This window comes from Dethiothermospora halolimnae (assembly GCF_037577855.1).
Classification (GTDB): domain Bacteria; phylum Bacillota; class Clostridia; order Tissierellales; family VENL01; genus Dethiothermospora; species Dethiothermospora halolimnae.
Genome location: NZ_JBAKFX010000003.1, coordinates 27,902 through 45,690 on the forward strand (window position 1 = coordinate 27,902; position 17,789 = coordinate 45,690).

18 protein-coding genes are annotated in these 17,789 nt (G+C 32.0%); all 18 read right to left on the reverse strand.

Annotation, left to right across the window (positions count from 1 at the left end; all coding sequences use genetic code 11):
- Window positions 1–20: 20 nt before the first annotated feature.
- Window positions 21–1,091, reverse strand: a complete 1,071-nt coding sequence (gene prfA / locus V6137_RS01915) for a peptide chain release factor 1 (protein ID WP_425446189.1) — start codon at window positions 1,089–1,091, stop codon at window positions 21–23.
- 280 nt (window positions 1,092–1,371) lie between these two features.
- The gene (locus V6137_RS01920) at window positions 1,372–1,890 is read right to left on the reverse strand and encodes a chromate transporter (protein WP_425446190.1); all 519 of its coding nucleotides are present in this window, start codon (window positions 1,888–1,890) and stop codon (window positions 1,372–1,374) included.
- A gap of 168 nt (window positions 1,891–2,058) precedes the next feature.
- A complete protein-coding gene (locus V6137_RS01925; protein ID WP_425446191.1) occupies window positions 2,059–2,598 on the reverse strand; it encodes a chromate transporter in 540 nt (179 codons plus the stop codon).
- Between the two features lie 166 nt (window positions 2,599–2,764).
- Window positions 2,765–3,640 (reverse strand): peptide chain release factor N(5)-glutamine methyltransferase, encoded by an 876-nt coding sequence (gene prmC / locus V6137_RS01930; protein WP_425446192.1) that lies wholly within the window; start codon window positions 3,638–3,640, stop codon window positions 2,765–2,767.
- A 188-nt stretch (window positions 3,641–3,828) separates the two neighbouring features.
- Window positions 3,829–4,404 (reverse strand): thymidine kinase, encoded by a 576-nt coding sequence (locus V6137_RS01935; protein WP_425446193.1) that lies wholly within the window; start codon window positions 4,402–4,404, stop codon window positions 3,829–3,831.
- A gap of 285 nt (window positions 4,405–4,689) precedes the next feature.
- Window positions 4,690–4,890: a 50S ribosomal protein L31 gene (gene rpmE / locus V6137_RS01940; RefSeq protein ID WP_425446194.1), complete on the reverse strand. Its 201-nt coding sequence runs from the start codon at window positions 4,888–4,890 to the stop codon at window positions 4,690–4,692.
- A gap of 100 nt (window positions 4,891–4,990) precedes the next feature.
- A complete protein-coding gene (rho, locus tag V6137_RS01945) occupies window positions 4,991–6,322 on the reverse strand; it encodes a transcription termination factor Rho (protein ID WP_425446195.1) in 1,332 nt (443 codons plus the stop codon).
- Between the two features lie 339 nt (window positions 6,323–6,661).
- Window positions 6,662–7,633 (reverse strand): class II fructose-bisphosphatase, encoded by a 972-nt coding sequence (glpX, locus tag V6137_RS01950; protein ID WP_425446196.1) that lies wholly within the window; start codon window positions 7,631–7,633, stop codon window positions 6,662–6,664.
- 200 nt (window positions 7,634–7,833) lie between these two features.
- Window positions 7,834–8,475 (reverse strand): fructose-6-phosphate aldolase, encoded by a 642-nt coding sequence (gene fsa, locus V6137_RS01955; protein ID WP_425446197.1) that lies wholly within the window; start codon window positions 8,473–8,475, stop codon window positions 7,834–7,836.
- Window positions 8,476–8,480: 5 nt separating this feature from the next.
- Window positions 8,481–9,338 (reverse strand): class II fructose-1,6-bisphosphate aldolase, encoded by an 858-nt coding sequence (locus V6137_RS01960; RefSeq protein WP_425446198.1) that lies wholly within the window; start codon window positions 9,336–9,338, stop codon window positions 8,481–8,483.
- A gap of 366 nt (window positions 9,339–9,704) precedes the next feature.
- Entirely contained in the window at window positions 9,705–10,352 is a 648-nt protein-coding gene (locus tag V6137_RS01965) for a hypothetical protein (RefSeq protein WP_425446199.1), read from the reverse strand.
- Window positions 10,353–10,658: 306 nt separating this feature from the next.
- The gene (gene kce, locus V6137_RS01970; protein WP_425446200.1) at window positions 10,659–11,474 is read right to left on the reverse strand and encodes a 3-keto-5-aminohexanoate cleavage enzyme; all 816 of its coding nucleotides are present in this window, start codon (window positions 11,472–11,474) and stop codon (window positions 10,659–10,661) included.
- A 522-nt stretch (window positions 11,475–11,996) separates the two neighbouring features.
- On the reverse strand, window positions 11,997–12,383 hold the full coding sequence (gene kal / locus V6137_RS01975; protein ID WP_425446201.1) for a 3-aminobutyryl-CoA ammonia lyase: 387 nt from the start codon (window positions 12,381–12,383) through the stop codon (window positions 11,997–11,999).
- 210 nt (window positions 12,384–12,593) lie between these two features.
- Entirely contained in the window at window positions 12,594–12,953 is a 360-nt protein-coding gene (locus V6137_RS01980) for a response regulator (RefSeq protein ID WP_425446202.1), read from the reverse strand.
- Between the two features lie 109 nt (window positions 12,954–13,062).
- Complete coding sequence (locus tag V6137_RS01985) at window positions 13,063–13,980, reverse strand: OmpA/MotB family protein (RefSeq protein ID WP_425446203.1); 918 nt, start codon at window positions 13,978–13,980, stop codon at window positions 13,063–13,065.
- A gap of 13 nt (window positions 13,981–13,993) precedes the next feature.
- Entirely contained in the window at window positions 13,994–15,010 is a 1,017-nt protein-coding gene (locus tag V6137_RS01990) for a MotA/TolQ/ExbB proton channel family protein (protein ID WP_425446204.1), read from the reverse strand.
- A gap of 112 nt (window positions 15,011–15,122) precedes the next feature.
- Window positions 15,123–17,000: an S-layer homology domain-containing protein gene (locus V6137_RS01995; protein WP_425446205.1), complete on the reverse strand. Its 1,878-nt coding sequence runs from the start codon at window positions 16,998–17,000 to the stop codon at window positions 15,123–15,125.
- 161 nt (window positions 17,001–17,161) lie between these two features.
- The gene (locus tag V6137_RS02000; protein ID WP_425446206.1) at window positions 17,162–17,737 is read right to left on the reverse strand and encodes a TetR/AcrR family transcriptional regulator; all 576 of its coding nucleotides are present in this window, start codon (window positions 17,735–17,737) and stop codon (window positions 17,162–17,164) included.
- Between the last annotated feature and the right edge of the window lie 52 nt (window positions 17,738–17,789).

Sequence of the window (17,789 nt, forward strand, 5' to 3'; positions counted from 1 at the left end):
CTTCTTTCTTCTTTAAAAAACTATCCGTTCAATTCCTTAAGTTTCTCTGCTTGGTCTGTAGTGATAAGTGCATCTAGCATTTCCCCAATGTCCCCATCTAAGAATGAATCTAATTTGTATACAGTCATATTTATTCTATGGTCTGTTATTCTACCCTGCTGGAAGTTGTATGTTCTTATTTTTGCACTTCTATCCCCTGAACCTACTTGGCTTTTCCTCGCTTGGGCTATTTCTGCATTTTGTTCTGCTTGCATTTTATCATATAACCTAGCCTTCAATATTCTCATGGCTTTATCCTTATTTTTAAGTTGAGATTTCTCATCCTGACAGGAGACCACTATTCCAGTAGGCTCATGGGTTATTCTAACGGCAGAGTCTGTTGTATTAACACTCTGTCCTCCGTTTCCTGATGATCTATAAACATCTATTCTAAGGTCATTTTGACTTACTTCAATATCGATATCATCAGCTTCAGGTAACACCGCAACAGTGGCAGTTGAAGTATGGATTCTTCCACCGGATTCAGTTGCCGGAACTCTTTGAACCCTATGAACCCCACTTTCATATTTAAGTTTACTAAATGCTCCTTTTCCTTTTATAAGCAGGATTATTTCTTTAAATCCACCTACACCTTGTTCATTGGAACTCATAAGTTCCATTTTCCATCCCTGTCTTTCGGTGTATCTTGAATACATTCTAAATAAATCTCCAGCAAAGATACCAGCTTCATCTCCACCGGCCCCAGCACGAATCTCCATTATAACGTTTTTGTCATCATTGGGATCCTTTGGAATAAGCATTAACTTCATTCCTTCCCTCAATGTTTCTTCTTTTTTCTGTAATTCATTCAATTCCTCTTTAACCATATCCCTAAAATCATCTTCCAGTTTATCCTTTAACATCTCTTTAGCATCTTCGATTCCGTCAGACACTTCTTTATATTCCCTATATTTTTGAACAATAGGTTCAATTTCAGCATGCTCTTTCACATATTTTTGCCATTTAGATGTTTGACTAATTATCTCTGGGTCACTTATTTTGGCATTTAAGTCTTTGTATTTTTCTTCTAAAAATTCTAACTTATCTAACATTTATATTCACCTCTATTTTATTTAACTTCATTAAGAACAAAGGCGCCTTTGGCGCTTCTTTGTTCGGTGCAGAGTGCAAGGTTCAAATATGCCAGGCACTATATCTCTTAAAAAGCTGTGGGATTACGAATCCCCCAGCAACTAAGTTTTGTTATTGTTCCATACTATATGCCTTTAAAGCCGGACTGAATATATTCAGTCCCCACATATAAAAAAAACCGTTCCCCTTGGTCTCACATGTAAAAAATTATATCATATTTTTCCTTCTTTGACTACATCATCAATATAGGACTACACCCATAACTGCAGATGCTACTATTCCCAGTATTGGATGGAGCTTTTTAAATGTTATTAGATAAAATATAGCCGATGCTATCATAACACTTTTTATATCTATAAATGCACCCCTTCCAACATTTACTGCGGCAGATGCTATAAGTCCTAATACCACAGGCCGTATACCACTAAATATCCATGCCACATATTTCGACTCTTTAAATTTATTAAAAAAATGAGCCATTATTAATATAATTATAACCGATGGTGTTACAACTGCTATAGTAGCTATAACTGATCCCAGCACTCCACTCACTTTATATCCTAAAAAGGTTGCACTATTTAGTGCTATAGGTCCCGGTGTCATTTGGGCTATGGCAAGTATATCTATAAACTCATGGGGATTTAACCAACCATGAACTTCTATTATCTCCCGTTCTATAAGGGGTAACATTGCATATCCTCCACCGAAACTGAAAGCTCCTATTTTTAGGAACGATATAAAAAGTTTAATTAAAATCAAAGTAATAACCCCCCTTTTTTCTCTAATTGACAATGGACAGTTGACAATTGACAATTTAAGGTACAATCGGCGAAGCCGATTTCCCTATAATATTTTACGACCATAAGGAGTAAAATCACCTTTAATTGTCAATTGTCAATCGTCAATCGTCAATTGTTAATTATATTTTTACATTTCCTCTTTAATTAGGTTAATCCCTACTCCAAAAACTCCCCCAACAACTATTGTCCATATTGGGTTTATATCTAAAAAGGCAACGGCTATTAATGCCAATATAGATATTATAAATGATTTTTTCTTAAGTTCTGATGCCTTAGCCAGTTTATAAACCGATGATAATATTAAGGCTACAACTGCTGGTCTTATTCCTAAAAACATTTTGTCTATAACCTTATTATCCCTATATTGGTATAAAAACATAGCAATTATAAGTATTATCATAAAGGATGGTAATATTACACCTAATAAACAGGCCATTGAACCCAGAAATCCGTTTAATTTATTACCTATAAAAACAGCAGTATTTACTGCCACAGCCCCTGGAGCCGATTGTGCTATAGCAAGGGTATCTAAAAATTCATCATTATCCATCCATTCATTTTTATCCACTATTTCCTCCTGTATAAGGGGTATCATAGCATATCCCCCACCGAAAGTGAAAGCTCCAATACGGAAAAATATTAGGAATTGCTTTAGTAACTCTTTCATTTATGTAATAACCCCCTCTTTTTTTAGAGAATAGAGAATAAAGAATAGAGAATAGATGTGGTACAAAGTGGCCTTTGGCCACTTTGGTTTTATTATAATTTAATTTTACGACCACCGGGAGTAAAATCTCCTTATCTATTCTTTATTCTCTATTCTTTATTATTTACTATTTAAGCATAGCGATCACAACCCTATCATGTCCTGCTAAGTCTTTCTTAATTTCTATGTTATCAAACTTCCCTATTTGTTGTAACAGTTTTTTTAAATCTTTACCTTGATTATATCCTATTTCTAGGGCTAAAATTCCATTTGCTTTGAGATAATTTGGAGCTTGTTCTATTATTTTTTTGTAATAATTAAGTCCATCGATGCCACCGTCTAGGGCAAGTTTAGGTTCATACTGGGAAACTTCTACTTCGAGATTTGTTATATCTTTAGTGGGTATATAGGGGGGATTTGATACTATTATATCTATTTCTTTTTCTTTATATAAATTTTCTAAGGGCTTAAAAAGGTCTCCATTTAAAAATTCTACTCTATTTTCAAGTCTTAAGTTTTTACAGTTCCTTTTAGCGATATTTAAAGCATCTTGGCTTATATCTATTGAATAAATAAAGGCATTTTTAATATAGTGGGCTAGACTTAATGTTATGGCTCCACTACCGGTCCCTATATCAACTATATTTATGTTATCTTTATCCCTCATATTAGATTCATTAACTAGTTTTATTATACTTTCTACTAATATTTCTGTATCTGGTCTAGGAACCAATACTCCTTCATCTACAAAAAAATCTAGACCCATAAACTCCTGTTTTTTTATTATATATTGTAAAGGGTAACCTTTACTTCTTTTTTCCACTAGTTTATAAAACTTATCCACAGTTTCCATATCTATAACCTGATCCCTATGTGTATAAATATATATTTTATCAACATTAATAACATAACAAAGTAATAGCATACTATCCAATTGGGGATTTCTTCTTTCTTTTAATTTTGCATTGGCAGTTTTTAGTAGGTTTTGTATTGTGGTTTTCATTTTTATCAACTCCACTTTTATTTAGAGAATAAATAATAAAGAATAAAGAATAGATATTGTGCAAAGTGGCCAAAGGCCACTTTGTTTTTATTTAATTTTACGACCATCGGGAGTAAAATCTCCTTATTTATTCTTTATTCTCTATTCTTTGTTTTTTAATCTCTTCTTTCTTCTTTACACTTTCTTCTTTATTTCGGAACTTCATGATGTTTTCTACATCTTGCTTCGTAGCTTTCCTTAGCGCCTACTAATATAGTTGGTTCATAATAGTTTGCCGGTTTTTCATTTATTAATCTTTGGGTTCTATTGGCAGGGCTTCCACACTTTACACATACAGCAGTTAACTTATCTACAAACTCTGCTATCGCCATAATACTTGGGGCACATCCAAAGGGTTCACCTCTAAAATCCATATCAAGACCTGCAGCTATTACTCTAAGTCCTCTATCAGCCAATTTTCTACATATGTCTATAACACCTTCATCTATAAATTGTACTTCATCTATGCCTATAACCTCTGTATCATCATTTAAGTATTCATATATATCATCGGAATTAACAATCCTCTGGGCTTCGATTTTTTCCCCATTATGGGATACTACTTCATCTATGCTATATCTATCATCAATAGCAGGTTTAAAAACTTGTATTTTTTGTTTAGCTATTTGGGCTCTTCTTACCCGTCTTATTAGTTCTTCACTTTTTCCGCTATACATAGGTCCTACTATTACTTCTATCCAACCATGATGATTTGGTCCATACATTTTTGTGACACCCCTCTTTTTTCTAATTGACATTGGACAGTTGACAATTGACAGTTAAAGGTACAAATCGGCTGAAGCCGATTTGTATATAATATTTTACGACCGTAGGGAGTAAAATCACCTTCAATTGTCCACTGTCCATTGACAATTGTCCACTACATATTTACATCTTTATATTTATTTCTTATTCTATCTTTTAAATTCTTCATTAAATAAATTTTTGTTTTAAAGCAAAAATAAAGGTTAGCGCCAATTGGCTCTAACCTACTATATACAATCCAAATATTATTGTATTCCATATTTTTTCTTAAATTTATCAACACGACCACCTTCGTCAACACGCTTCTGACGACCAGTGTAGAATGGATGACATTCTGAACAAATCTCTACTTTCAATTCGTCTTTTGTTGATGCTGATTCAAAAGTATTTCCGCATGCGCAGTGTACAGTTACTTTTTTATATTCTGGATGAATACCTTTTTTCATTGTGTTTCACCTCTTTCTTCATAATACTTTTATATAAAAATTCCTATTTTTCAACTAATACATTATAGCATATATATTATAGTAATTCAAGCAGAAAGTATTAAATAAAATTTTTCTTAGCAACGTTTATAAAGTCTTCATTATTCTTTGTTCCCATAAGTCTATCTATAAGGAATTCGGTTACATCTGATGTGGATGAATTGCTTAAGGCCTTTCTGATTCTCCATATTGTTTCTAGTTCTTCTTGGGAAAGTAATAATTCTTCTCTTCTTGTACCTGATTTATTTATATCTATTGCAGGGAAGATTCTTTTCTCAGATAACTTCCTATCTAGATGTACCTCCATATTTCCTGTTCCTTTAAACTCTTCAAATATTACATCGTCCATTCTGCTTCCAGTTTCAACCAAAGCTGTAGCTAAAATAGTAAGACTGCCGCCACCTTCTATATTTCTAGCCGCACCAAAGAATCTTTTCGGTCTATGGAGGGCTCCTGGGTCTAAACCTCCTGATAGGGTTCTACCTGTTGGCGGTATAGTAAGGTTATATGCCCTTGCTAGTCTAGTAATACTATCTAGCAAAATAACAACATCTTTACCATGTTCAACTAGTCTTTTACCCCTTTCTAAAACCATCTCTGCAACTTTTATATGATGTTTTGGTAGTTCATCAAAGGTTGAATAAACAACATCAGCCTTTACAGACCTTTGCATATCGGTAACTTCCTCCGGTCTTTCATCTATTAGTAATATTATTATTTCCATCTCGGGATTATTTTTAGCTATACTATTAGCTATCTTTTTAAGAAGGACAGTTTTACCAGCTTTAGGTGGGGATACTATCATACCTCTTTGACCCTTTCCAATGGGAGCGATTAAGTTGATTATTCTTGTGGATAATTCATTTGAAGAAGTTTCAACATTTATTCTATCATTAGGATAAATCGGTGTTAATTTATCAAAATCTCTTCTATTTACAGTGGTTTCTGGCTTTTTGTCATTAACCTTTTTTACATATAATAGTGCTTTATATTTTTCTCCAGATTTAGGTGGTCTAGTTATACCTGTTACTTTATCTCCAGTTCTTAAATTGAATCTCCTTATTTGGGATGGAGATATGTATATATCATTATCACCGGATAAATAATTTCTACACCTCAAAAAACCATATCCATCTGAATGTTGTTCTAATATTCCTTCCGCCATGTTTATATCATCACTTTGATTTATCTCTTCGCTTATTTTATCGGGCATACCATCTATATACATTTCCTTTTTATTATCTTTTTTATTATTTTTAGTTTTTTCTAATCTATCTAAAATCTCATTGATAAGTTCTCCTTTTTTATATTTAGTAGGAGCCTTTATCTTAAGCTCTTTAGCGATTGTCCTTAATTGGACTAACTTCTTATTATTCAAATACTCGCGGTCCAAAATGCCACCTCCAAAATTTATATAACAAAGGTTTATAATCTATTTTTCCTTTAATTTGAAATTGTATTCGGAATTCTAAATATGAACTTCGACTGAATTCAAAGATATACATATGTAAGTATAATGAAGATAAAATAGACAAGATTATAGTCCCATCCTATCACTTTGTTTAAAAAAAGTCAACGGTTTAAAATTTAAAGAATAGAGAATAGAGAATAAAGAATAGATATGGAAATTTTACTCCCGATGGTCGTAAAATTTGATTGTAATTAAAACAAAGTGGCCTATGGCCACTTTGTACCTTATCTATTCTTTATTCTCTATTCTTTATTCTTTGTTTTACTTAGCATATTCCGGTTTTTTGTCTAGTTTATGAATGGCTTCAACAAATCTTATTGTTCCTGTTTCTGCCCTTGTTACCATTGAGTAGGTTTTTGCAGTATTGTTTTCGTGATATACTACACCTTTAAGTAGCTCTCCATCGGATATACCTGTTGCTGAGAAGAATATTTCATTTCCCTTTGCTAGGTCTTCCATAGTAAGAACTTTATTTGGATCCTCTAGGCCCATTTTCTTACATCTTTCCCTTTCTTCATCGTTATATGGGTAAAGTCTTCCTTGGAATTCTCCTCCCATACATTTTAATGCAGCGGCTCCTATAACCCCCTCTGGAGCTCCTCCTATTCCCATTAGTATATCTACTCCTGAATGATCAAAGCATGTTGCTATAGCTGCAGCCACATCTCCATCACTAAATAGTTTTATTCTTGCTCCAGCTTTTCTAATTTTATCTATCAGCTCATCATGTCTAGGTCGGTCTATTATTGTAACTGTTAAATCGGATATATCTTTTTTTAGTGCCTTAGCAACAGCTTTTAGGTTTTCTTCAACCGGGGCATCGATGTCAATGCTTCCCCTAGCCTTAGGCCCTACAGCTATCTTATCCATATACATATCAGGTGCATGAAGTAGGCATCCCCTGGGCGCCATAGCCACAACAGCTATTGCATTTGGAAGTCCCTTTGCCACAGCAGTTGTTCCGTCAAGGGGGTCAACTGCTATATCAACTTTAATACTGCCCTCTAAAGCTTTACCAATTTCTTCTCCAATATATAACATTGGAGCCTCGTCCATTTCTCCTTCACCTATTACTACAGATCCATCTATATTTAAGGTTTCAAACATTTTCCTCATTCCATCTACAGCTGCTTGATCTGCAGCTATTTTATCTCCTCTACCTAGGTAACTGGCACTTGATAACGCAGCTGCCTCCGTTACCCTTACTAGGTTTAAAGCAAGATTTCTATCCATGGAAACATCCCCTTCGTATTTTATTATCACAAATAGTATATTCTATTTAGTGTTAATTTGTCAATTAGCATAACGTAAAAACAGATAATAAGGCATAGAGAATAAAGAATAGATATAGAGATTTTATTATAATTAAAACAAAGTGGCCTCTGGCCACTTTGCACCTTATCTATTCTTTATTCTTCATTCTCTATTCTTTATTACTTAACCCCTTCCCAATCCTTTAGAAACTTTTCAATTCCTTTATCTGTCATTGGGTGATTTAGCATTTTTTCAAATACGTTGTATGGTACCGTTGCTATGTGGCTTCCTGCCTTTGCTGCCTTTAGGGCATGCATAGGGTGTCTTATACTTGCAGCTATTATTTCTGTTTCGATTCTGTGAATTGCAAATACCTCTACTATGTCTTTAACTATTTCCATACCTTCATTCGCTATATCATCCATTCGACCTATAAAAGGACTTACATATGTAGCTCCTGCCCTTGCAGCAAGTAATGCTTGATTAGCAGAGAAAATAAGGGTTACATTGGTCTTTATACCATCATTATTTAGTATCTTTACTGCCTTTAGACCCTCTTTAGTCATCGGTATTTTTATTACTATGTTTGGATGTATCTTAGATAGCTCCCTAGCTTCCTTAATCATACCCTCTGACTCTAGAGATATTACCTCTGCGCTTATGGGTCCATCTACTATATCAGATATTTCTGCTATGACCTCTTTAAAATCTCTTCCTTCTTTAGCTATAAGGGATGGGTTTGTGGTCACACCACATATAACTCCCCAATCATTTACATCCCTTATTTCATCTACATTGGCAGTATCTATAAAAAGTTTCATTTATATTACCTCCAAGCTTTCCCTGCTGATCCGAACATTCTCATTTTATCAGCTATTATATTTTTAGCAGCTTCTCTACCTGGTCCTAATAACTTTCTTGGGTCATAAATATCTGGATTTTCATTGGCAAACTTTCTAACTGCTTCATTAAAGGACATTCTTATATCTGTATCAATATTTATTTTATTAATGCCACGCTCTACAGCTTTTTTAATACTTTCCTCTGGTACCCCAGATGAACCATGTAATACTAGAGGTATATTTAATCTTTCTTTAATAGTTGTTATTCTGTCAAAGTCTAATTTAGGCTCTCCTTTATATGGGCCATGGGCAGTACCAACTGCTATTGCCAAGGAATCTAAACCAGTTTCTTTAACTAACTTTTCTGCTTCATCGGGATCTGTAAATGTTGCTTCCTTTTCATCAACAGTGATATCATCTTCTGTACCACCTATTTTACCTATTTCAGCTTCAACGGATACTCCCGCTGCATGGGCTATTCCTACTATATTTTTAGTTATCTCTATATTTTTATCCAGTTCATGCTTTGATGCATCTATCATTACTGATGTAAATCCATTTCTTATACACATTATTATTTGTTCAAAATTTGTACCATGGTCAAGATGAAGGGCTACAGGAACCTTTGCCTTTTCTGCAGCTACCTTAACCATAGCAGATATGTACTCAACCCCAGCATATTTAAGGGCTCCCTGACTAGCTTGCATAATAACTGGGGAGTTAGTCTCCTCTGCAGCATTAATTATAGCCTGAACTATCTCCATATTATTAACATTAAAAGCTCCAACCGCATACCCATGCTCATGGGCATGATCAAGTATTTCTTTACCTGTTACTAACATTAAAATACTCCTCCTTTTTTGTTTGTATTTATATTATACTTTTTTATTCTTTTATATATATATTATAACATAATTGTTTATATGTGACACCCTTAATAGTTAATAGTTAATAAAATCAGCAAGCTGATTTTTCCGCCACCTGATGGGGCGTTTATTAAATTGACAATTGACAATTGACAGTGGACAATTAAAGGTGCAAATCGGCTGAAGCCGATTTGAATATAATATTTTATGACCGTAGGGAGTAAAATCACCTTAAATTGTCAATTATCAATTGTCAATTGTCAATTATTTTTTACCGTAACTTCCGAATAAATTCGTAACTACTTTTGTTTTGACTATTATCTGTTATCTATTAACTATTAACTAGTCCCTAAAGTTTATAGCATCTATACAGCCAAAGGAATTTTTGTGCATAGTTATTCCTTCTTTATCCATTATATTATGTAAATCTGTTTCATTTTCAGCATATATTACTTGTATACTATTACAATTTGAACAGTTAAGTTCTACTCTATCGGGAAATAGGTTTATATCTATATCACCTATACCACAATCACAATATATTTTTTCTTCCATTTCTAGTTTTCTTACTATATTTATAACCCTCATCATTGTCTCTGGATTGTTGAAATAGTCATAAAAGCCTAGCTCGTTAATAGTTAAATTAGAGTCTTCTTTATGATCTTGTACTATTGTATTTATATTATCATGTTTTCCTATAAACAATATTTCCATTCCTGTTTCTGGACATTTACATATTTTTCTATCTGAAATTAGTTCCTTAAGTGAATATCTAAAAATATGGGTGTCTTGACATGCAAAGCAAGGAACTTCTATGCTGAAGGATTTAAAATCTACTGTTTTTATAGTAGCATTATGCTGCTTACACTTGTTACAATATAGTTTAAGCCCCTTACCTTTTCTTATATCAAATAGGGACATCTTCTGTACTTTGACTTTCCCGCATATCTCACATTTAACAGCAAAAGCTACATCGCTACGAATAAACACCCTTCCACCTCCTTATATATTTTAATTCTTCAACGGGATAGAAAATCCTTCTTTATTTATATAAATATCCATATGAAATTTGTCAAAGAATAAAAAATATATTGTCACATATTGAAAAATAAAGCCTACTGTCAATATATTTTGTAGACAGTAGGCCTGTTAATTTTTCTTAATATCTATTAGGACAAGGCCCCCATAGGGCATTAAAATAGGCCCGAATATATTCAGGCCTTGCATGAAACTGTGGGATTACGAATCCCCCAGTAACGGTTGTTGGGGATTCGTAATCCCACAACTGACTTTACTTTATTTTTTAATCCCTAATATTTTCCTTGCTTCTTCTGGGGTTGCTACTTCTCTCCCCAACTCTTCTGCAAGTCTTGATATTCTTTCTACCAGTTGGGCATTAGACTTGGCTAATTCACCTTTTTTATAATATATATTGTCTTCAAATCCTACCCTTACATGACCACCTAACATTATTGCTGTTGTAGCAAGGGGTAATTCATATCTACCTATTCCTGCCACTGTCCATGTGGAACCTTCTGGAATGCTTTCCACCATATATAATAAATCTCTAATCTCTCCTGTTATGGCCCCTGGAACACCCATAACAAAGTCAAAGTGAATTGGGGCATCAACTAAGCCCTTTTTAACTAATCTTTTAGCATTATTAATCATACCCCTTTCAAAAACTTCTATTTCAGGCTTTACTCCCATTGTTTTCATTTCTGTAGCAAATTCATCTATATATTCTTGGGAATTCATAAATACATCTGGTCCAAAATTACATGTACCGCAACTAAGGGTTGCCATCTCTGGACTTAACTTTACCGGTTGTAGTCTTTCCTCTGGGGTATGCCAAGTGGCTCCCCCTGTTGATGGTTGAAATATAACTGGACACTTTTCTTCAATTTTTTCTTTTATCTCTTTATAAACTTCATAATCTTGAGTTGGATTTCCATCTTTATCTCTAGCATGTACATGTACTATAGATGCTCCCGCTTTATAAGCCTCATAGGCAGCCTCTGCAATCTCCTCCGGTGATAATGGAAGATTAGGCTGTTGCTCTCTAGTTACCTCTGCCCCAGTAAGGGCAGCAGTTATTATTAGTTTTTCCATTGTTAGTGATCCCCCTTCTTTTATTTAAAGAATAGATAATAAAGAATAGAGAATAGATATCGTCCAAAATAGCCTTAGGCCACTTTGTTTTTATTTAATTTATAACTTCGACTTCAGTCGAAGGTTTCATTATTTATTCTTTATTCTCTATTCTTCATTCTTTATTTTTATATTTCGTCTTTTTTATTTATCATATTTAAATAATTACCGACATATTTCCCAGGAAATTTTCCTATTATTCTTATTTCTTATTTGTTTTATGCTATATAACTTTTATTTCATAAAGTACTGGAGAATAAATTCCTCTACATTTCAGACCAGTATTTTATGATCATCCATCCGGACAGGGCATGCCCTGTCCCTACTTTTTTACAGAATAAAGAATATAGAATAGATGCGGTGCAAAGTGGCCTAAGACCACTTTGTTTTTATTTAATTAAATTTTATGACCATAGGGAGTAAAATCTCCTTATTTATTCTTTATTCTCTATTCTTTATTCTTTGCTTTTATATTGCTTCTTTCTACTTTCCTCTTTGCTTCCCCTTCGGTACAACACAAGTCCCTACAGCTTTACATACCACTATAGGTTCTTCTAGAACGTCACATGCTGAATCGTTTATATCGGGTCTTGGCTTTATTACTTTTCTTGCTTCAAACTTCATCTTTCTCGATGAGTTCCCCTTTTTTATGATTTCCCCTTCGGCTTCTATGTAATCTCCTGCATATACAGGGGCAGTAAACTCTACACTTTCATAACCTGCAAAAAGACCTTCATCTCCATCATTTCTTATAAGTAACTCAGTTGCAACATCTCCAAATAGTTGTAGCATTTTTGCACCATCTACTAAATTTCCCCCATAGTGGGCATCATGCATACTCATCCTCATTCTTATAACAACTTTCTCCATAATATGACCTCCCTTTTCATTTAAAGAAGAAAGAAGAAAGAAGAAATTATGGTTATTTTACTCCCTACGGTCGTAAAATTTCATTATCTATTCTTCATTCTTTATTCTTTATATCTCTTCTTTATTTTCCCCTTCATTATACTAGATTTCTCAAAAAAAAGAAAGGTCACAGGAATCTGCGACCTATTATAGCATCTAGTTTTATAAATTCTAGTACAAAATTTCTTTTACCTTTGACCTTATATCATTTACATCAAAGGGTTTATTAATTATCATATGGGGCTTTAATTTCTCCACCCTCTTTAAGGATTCATCATCATTATATCCTGTCATAACTATTGTTTTTATGTTTGAATTAATACTATTTATGGTTCCTAATACATCTGCCCCGTTCATATCCCCCAGTTTAACGTCTAGTAATACAACATCTGGTTGAAAGTCTTTAACCAAATTTATAGCCTTACTTCCTGAATCGGCCATAACTACTTCATATTCATCTTTAAAAATTTCATTTAATAGAATCCTTATACCAAGTTGATCATCAACACAGATCATTTTGTATTCTTTCACAACTTTTCACCCACTCGTAGTAATATATTAATTTAAATTCACAATTATATTATACACTATTGGGATATTTTTTCAACAGAACAAACGTTTTTGAATAAAATGATAATTTTTATTGATTTAAATTTTTATTTCCTTGTTCAAATATCTCCATAGATCCCTCTAAATAGTCCTCTATCATATCTCTAACATTAGAATCTTTAAGGATTATTGATATCTCTATTCTTCTATTTCTTGCCCTATCTTCTTCTGTTCTTTCTATTACCGCTGGTCTAAATTCAGAATAACCACTAGCTAAAAAATATCTTCCATATAACTTTTCTAAAGTTTGATTGGCATTTAATAAATAGTTTACAACAGACGTAGCTCTTTTGGTGGACAAATCTCTATTAAATTCATGACTACTGTTTGAATCTGTATGCCCCTGTATGTTTATCGCATCTATATATTTTCTTACATCTCTATTCTCCAATATATTTTCAAAGGCTACAGAAAGTTGATCTAATAATTCTTTTCCTTCTGGCTTTATTTCATAAGACCCTAAATCAAACATTAACCCCTCATTTAACATTATATTTCCATTCTCTGATATTTTTAGGAGTTCCTCTCCTCTTTGATTTTCCTGTCCTAACTCTACTTCAATGGACTTTTTAACCTTCTCTAATACATCTAATCTAAGCATAGCTATATCCCTAAGTTGAGCCCTTAGATTTCCAAGTTCTCTATTACTCTCTGCTATTATTTCTTTTTGTTTTTCTGTTTTTCTTTGATATAACTTTAATATTTTTTCTCCCCTTTCAACCTCTGCCCGTATCTCATCTACTTCATCTCTAAGTAATTTTATTTTATCCTTTTTTTTACTTATTTCTTCATTAGCTTCCTTTAAATGACTATCAAATATTATATTTTGTACAAAGGCCAAAATTATAAGAAAAAAAAGTATTAAGGCTATAGTTACCATCATATCAGTAAATGACGGCCAGAAATTATGCTCCTTATTATATTCTGTATATCTCTTTCTTCTCTTCATTATATCACCAACTTTAATTATCTATTTTTTTACTTAACTTGTCTAAAGATACAGATATTTCACTAAACACTTCATTATCTTTTCTTATATTTTTAGTATTTGTTTTCATTTCTTCTGTAAAATCAGCAAATGCGACATTCATTCTGTCAATGTTAGTTTTTAAATGATGATTAAATTCAGAAAAGTCTCTAGTATTGTGGTTAAATTTATCAATTGCTTTATCAAAAGTATTAATAGAACCTATAAGCCCTGTAGCAGATGTTTCTATTTCTTTAGTTGCCACTGCTAAATTATTAACAGATTTACCTATTAACATTTCAAGATTTTTTTCAATTGATCCTCCAAAATCTTCAAATGTGTTTTTCAATTCATCCACAACCATTGCACTTTCTGATTTTTTAGTTCTAGCAAACTTAAGTGCTATAACATTATCTAAGTATTCTTCTATGTTTACCATAACCGATTCCTTAGTCTGTTCTATACTAAAAAATATATTAATAAGTGTCATAACTATAGATGATGCTATACCGCATAATGAAGTAATAAATGCAACTGACATCCCTTTAATTGATTCGATTAATCCCCCTACTATATTAGATACTCCATTTAAAACCTCTCCACTATCAGTACTTGCCAATACTTGTACCAGATCCGATATAGACAGTGTTAATCCATAAAATGTACCCAATAATCCTAAAATAATCATAAGTGAAATACTAGAATTCACAAACCTTTGTCCAAATTGAAGGCCTTTATATTCATTATTAAAATGTTTCTCTATTATAGCTTGGGTATTTATATCCTCTACATTACCTCCGGCTGATAATTTATAATCTTTTACAATAGAACCTAAGTATCTATTAGATTCCCCATCTTCATGCCCTTTTTTGATCCCATTTAAAGCATGTCCTACTTTTCTATACCTTATTTTTATAACTATATTAGCTACTACAGCTATTGCCAATATGGCTAATATAAAACCTATTATCACTATAGATGCTGTATTTAATTTGTCGAATAATGATATCACATTTATTCCTCCTTTATATTTAGTTCGTATAATTATAACATCATAAAATCTAAAAATATATCTTTTATGATGTATTGTTACCATCCTTATTATTATCACAAAATAGTGAAATCTAATTCCCTTTTTCAGATAAAATAACCGTATTCGCCACAAATTGACCCTTATAATATTCTCCTATAACTTCTATCTTATCGTCATCATCTAATGTTTTTGGCCTCATTCTCTTTCCATCTAATCCAATAAAGTTAGTATCTTCATCAAATATTATAATAATATACTCTCCTTTTCTATATTTAGGGGATTGTATATATAGCTCAATTTTTTCTTTTCTAACACTTATATCATCGATTATTCCAATATATCTTTCTCCATGATCCCTAGACTCAGCTTCTAGTTTCCTTACTTTCCCGCTTTCCACTTCAAGCTCTACATAATATCCATTTCTTAGGTCATAAATACTTTCTAGATCATCATCTATTTCTATTGTGGCATCTTTCGGCAAATCATACGTAACTTTTTTATCATCTTTATCTATTATAGTTATCTGAGATAACTCAGATATATTTATTGACTTAATTATACCCTCATTATCTTCTTCTGTAGCTTCTGCTTCTATACTTTTAACCTTATTGTATTTTAGCTTAAGTTCAACTTGATCTCCAACTCTTAATGTTTCCACCCTGACTTTTTTATCATTTCTTTCCACATAAACATCATCTAATATATAATACTTGTTTTCTTGTCCATCTTTGTTTTTTATAATTACACTTGGATTATCCTCTATTTCTATTTCAGTTATATATCCTTCTACATCTTTGTCCTCTCTTATTCCTTCTATATCCACTATCTTACTTTTTTTAACTTGTATTTCTACATAATCGCCTTCATCTATATCTTTTAACTTAACATCAACATTATCAAGTTCAATATCAGCATCACTATCTACAACAAAAGTCTTTTTTATATCATCATTTCCTTTTTCATATTCTATAGTAATTTTGTTTTCCTTTTTTCCAATGTTATATACATATCCTTCATATTCATCCTCTATAGTTTCTCCATTTACGGATATTATTTTCTTAGTATCATCAACTTCTAGTTCAACCTTTAATCCCACTATTAAATCCGACACCTTTGATATATCTCCATCAATTTTTATTTTGGCATCATCTTCTATTCTATAAACTTTGTCTTTACCGTCATCATCTATATTCAAAAATAAATTGTCGCTTATATTATATATTTTTATTATATTACCGTGTACACTATATGTATCTTTATTGCTGTCATTAACTATATTTTCCTCCATATCTATTTCTTTATTTTCATTTAAATAATCTACAGCAACACTTAAGATCTTCGCTATAATAGCCCTTGTTAGAGATGTATCTGGATTAAATTTCCCATCTCCACTTCCCTGTTCATTTAAAACACCTATATCCAGCATCATTTTAACATATTTTCTAGACTTGACTGGTATATTCTCAGTATCTTTAAATGGCAGTATAATTATTTTATTTTCCCTAGCTTTTTCTTCTAAACCCATAGCTTTGGTTATATATACACATATTTCGTATTTTTTGGCAAATTTCCCTTTATCCTTTGTATATATTTCTTTTACTGCTTCTTTGCTTATTATGTCTCTATCTATGGCAATAGCTATGCCCTTCTTAGCCCAATTATCAACACCTATACTATTTAAAAATTCATTATATCTATCTTGTATAATCTTAGCTTCATTATCACTAATATCTAATATTCTAGATAACATGACCAAACTTTGAACTGTTGTAACCCTATCATTCGGCCTAAATGTTGCATCTGGATAACCAGTAATTATTTTATTTTTATTCATTTTTTCAATATAATCATAAGCCCAGTAGTCTTTTTTAACATCTGTAAATGATCTTGCGTAAACCATAGTAGGCATCATTGCCAATATGATAATACATATTATGAATTTTTTATGGTTTATTAACACTCTAAACATGATTATCTCTCCTATCCTATTTAATATTATAAAGTAATGCCAAATCAAAATTAACATCTTACTGTTAATATTCTTCATATAACTTATAATTCCTTCTATAATTATTGTAAAATATAAAAGGTAGAGCTGCTAAAAATAGCTTACCCTACCTTTTAGTGTCATTATAACATACTTTCAACTAAAAAATCCACAATCTTTTTATGATCAACATCATACACATTTTTATCATTTAAAAATATTTCCTCTGCATAATATTGATTTATGGTTCCTAGTATCATAAAGCTTGCTATATTTATGTCTAAATCCTCTCTAACCTCACCTCTGTTAATAGCCTCTTTTAGAATATCTTCTAAAAGTATAAAGACCTTTTGCCTAAACTCTTTTATATATAACTTTATCTTTGAAGAAAATATGTCATTTTTTTTAGGCAAAGATTCCATCATATCCATATGCCTATTTATCGATTCTCCATGATAAAATGCATATGCTAAAAGTCTATTCCTCAAACCTTCTTGTTCAATTATTTTATAAATATCTTCAAAATATCTATCTAAAGTATAAATAACTAACTCTTGAAAAAGATTTTTTTTACTTTCAAAATATTCATACACTGTTCCCTTTCCTATACCAGCTTCTTTTGCTATATCCTCAATTTTCGATTTGTAATATCCATTTTGAGAAAAAACATCTAGGGCCGAATCTAATATCTTCTCCCTTCGTTCCTCTTTGTTAATCATTTTCTTCTCCTCTCTAAAAATTATCCAGAAGAATTTACAATTCTCCAAAGAA

Coding starts and splice junctions, on each gene's coding strand:
- prfA (WP_425446189.1), bottom strand. CDS start 1,091: ATGTTAGATAAGTTAGAATTTTTAGAAGAAAAATACAAAGACTTAAAT.
- V6137_RS01925 (WP_425446191.1), bottom strand. CDS start 2,598: ATGAAAGAGTTACTAAAGCAATTCCTAATATTTTTCCGTATTGGAGCT.
- prmC (WP_425446192.1), bottom strand. CDS start 3,640: ATGAAAACCACAATACAAAACCTACTAAAAACTGCCAATGCAAAATTA.
- V6137_RS01935 (WP_425446193.1), bottom strand. CDS start 4,404: ATGTATGGACCAAATCATCATGGTTGGATAGAAGTAATAGTAGGACCT.
- rpmE (WP_425446194.1), bottom strand. CDS start 4,890: ATGAAAAAAGGTATTCATCCAGAATATAAAAAAGTAACTGTACACTGC.
- glpX (WP_425446196.1), bottom strand. CDS start 7,633: ATGGATAGAAATCTTGCTTTAAACCTAGTAAGGGTAACGGAGGCAGCT.
- fsa (WP_425446197.1), bottom strand. CDS start 8,475: ATGAAACTTTTTATAGATACTGCCAATGTAGATGAAATAAGGGATGTA.
- V6137_RS01960 (WP_425446198.1), bottom strand. CDS start 9,338: ATGTTAGTAACAGGTAAAGAAATACTTGATCATGCCCATGAGCATGGG.
- kce (WP_425446200.1), bottom strand. CDS start 11,474: ATGGAAAAACTAATAATAACTGCTGCCCTTACTGGGGCAGAGGTAACT.
- kal (WP_425446201.1), bottom strand. CDS start 12,383: ATGGAGAAAGTTGTTATAAGAATGAGGATGAGTATGCATGATGCCCAC.
- V6137_RS01985 (WP_425446203.1), bottom strand. CDS start 13,980: ATGAAGAGAAGAAAGAGATATACAGAATATAATAAGGAGCATAATTTC.
- V6137_RS01995 (WP_425446205.1), bottom strand. CDS start 17,000: ATGTTTAGAGTGTTAATAAACCATAAAAAATTCATAATATGTATTATC.
- V6137_RS02000 (WP_425446206.1), bottom strand. CDS start 17,737: ATGATTAACAAAGAGGAACGAAGGGAGAAGATATTAGATTCGGCCCTA.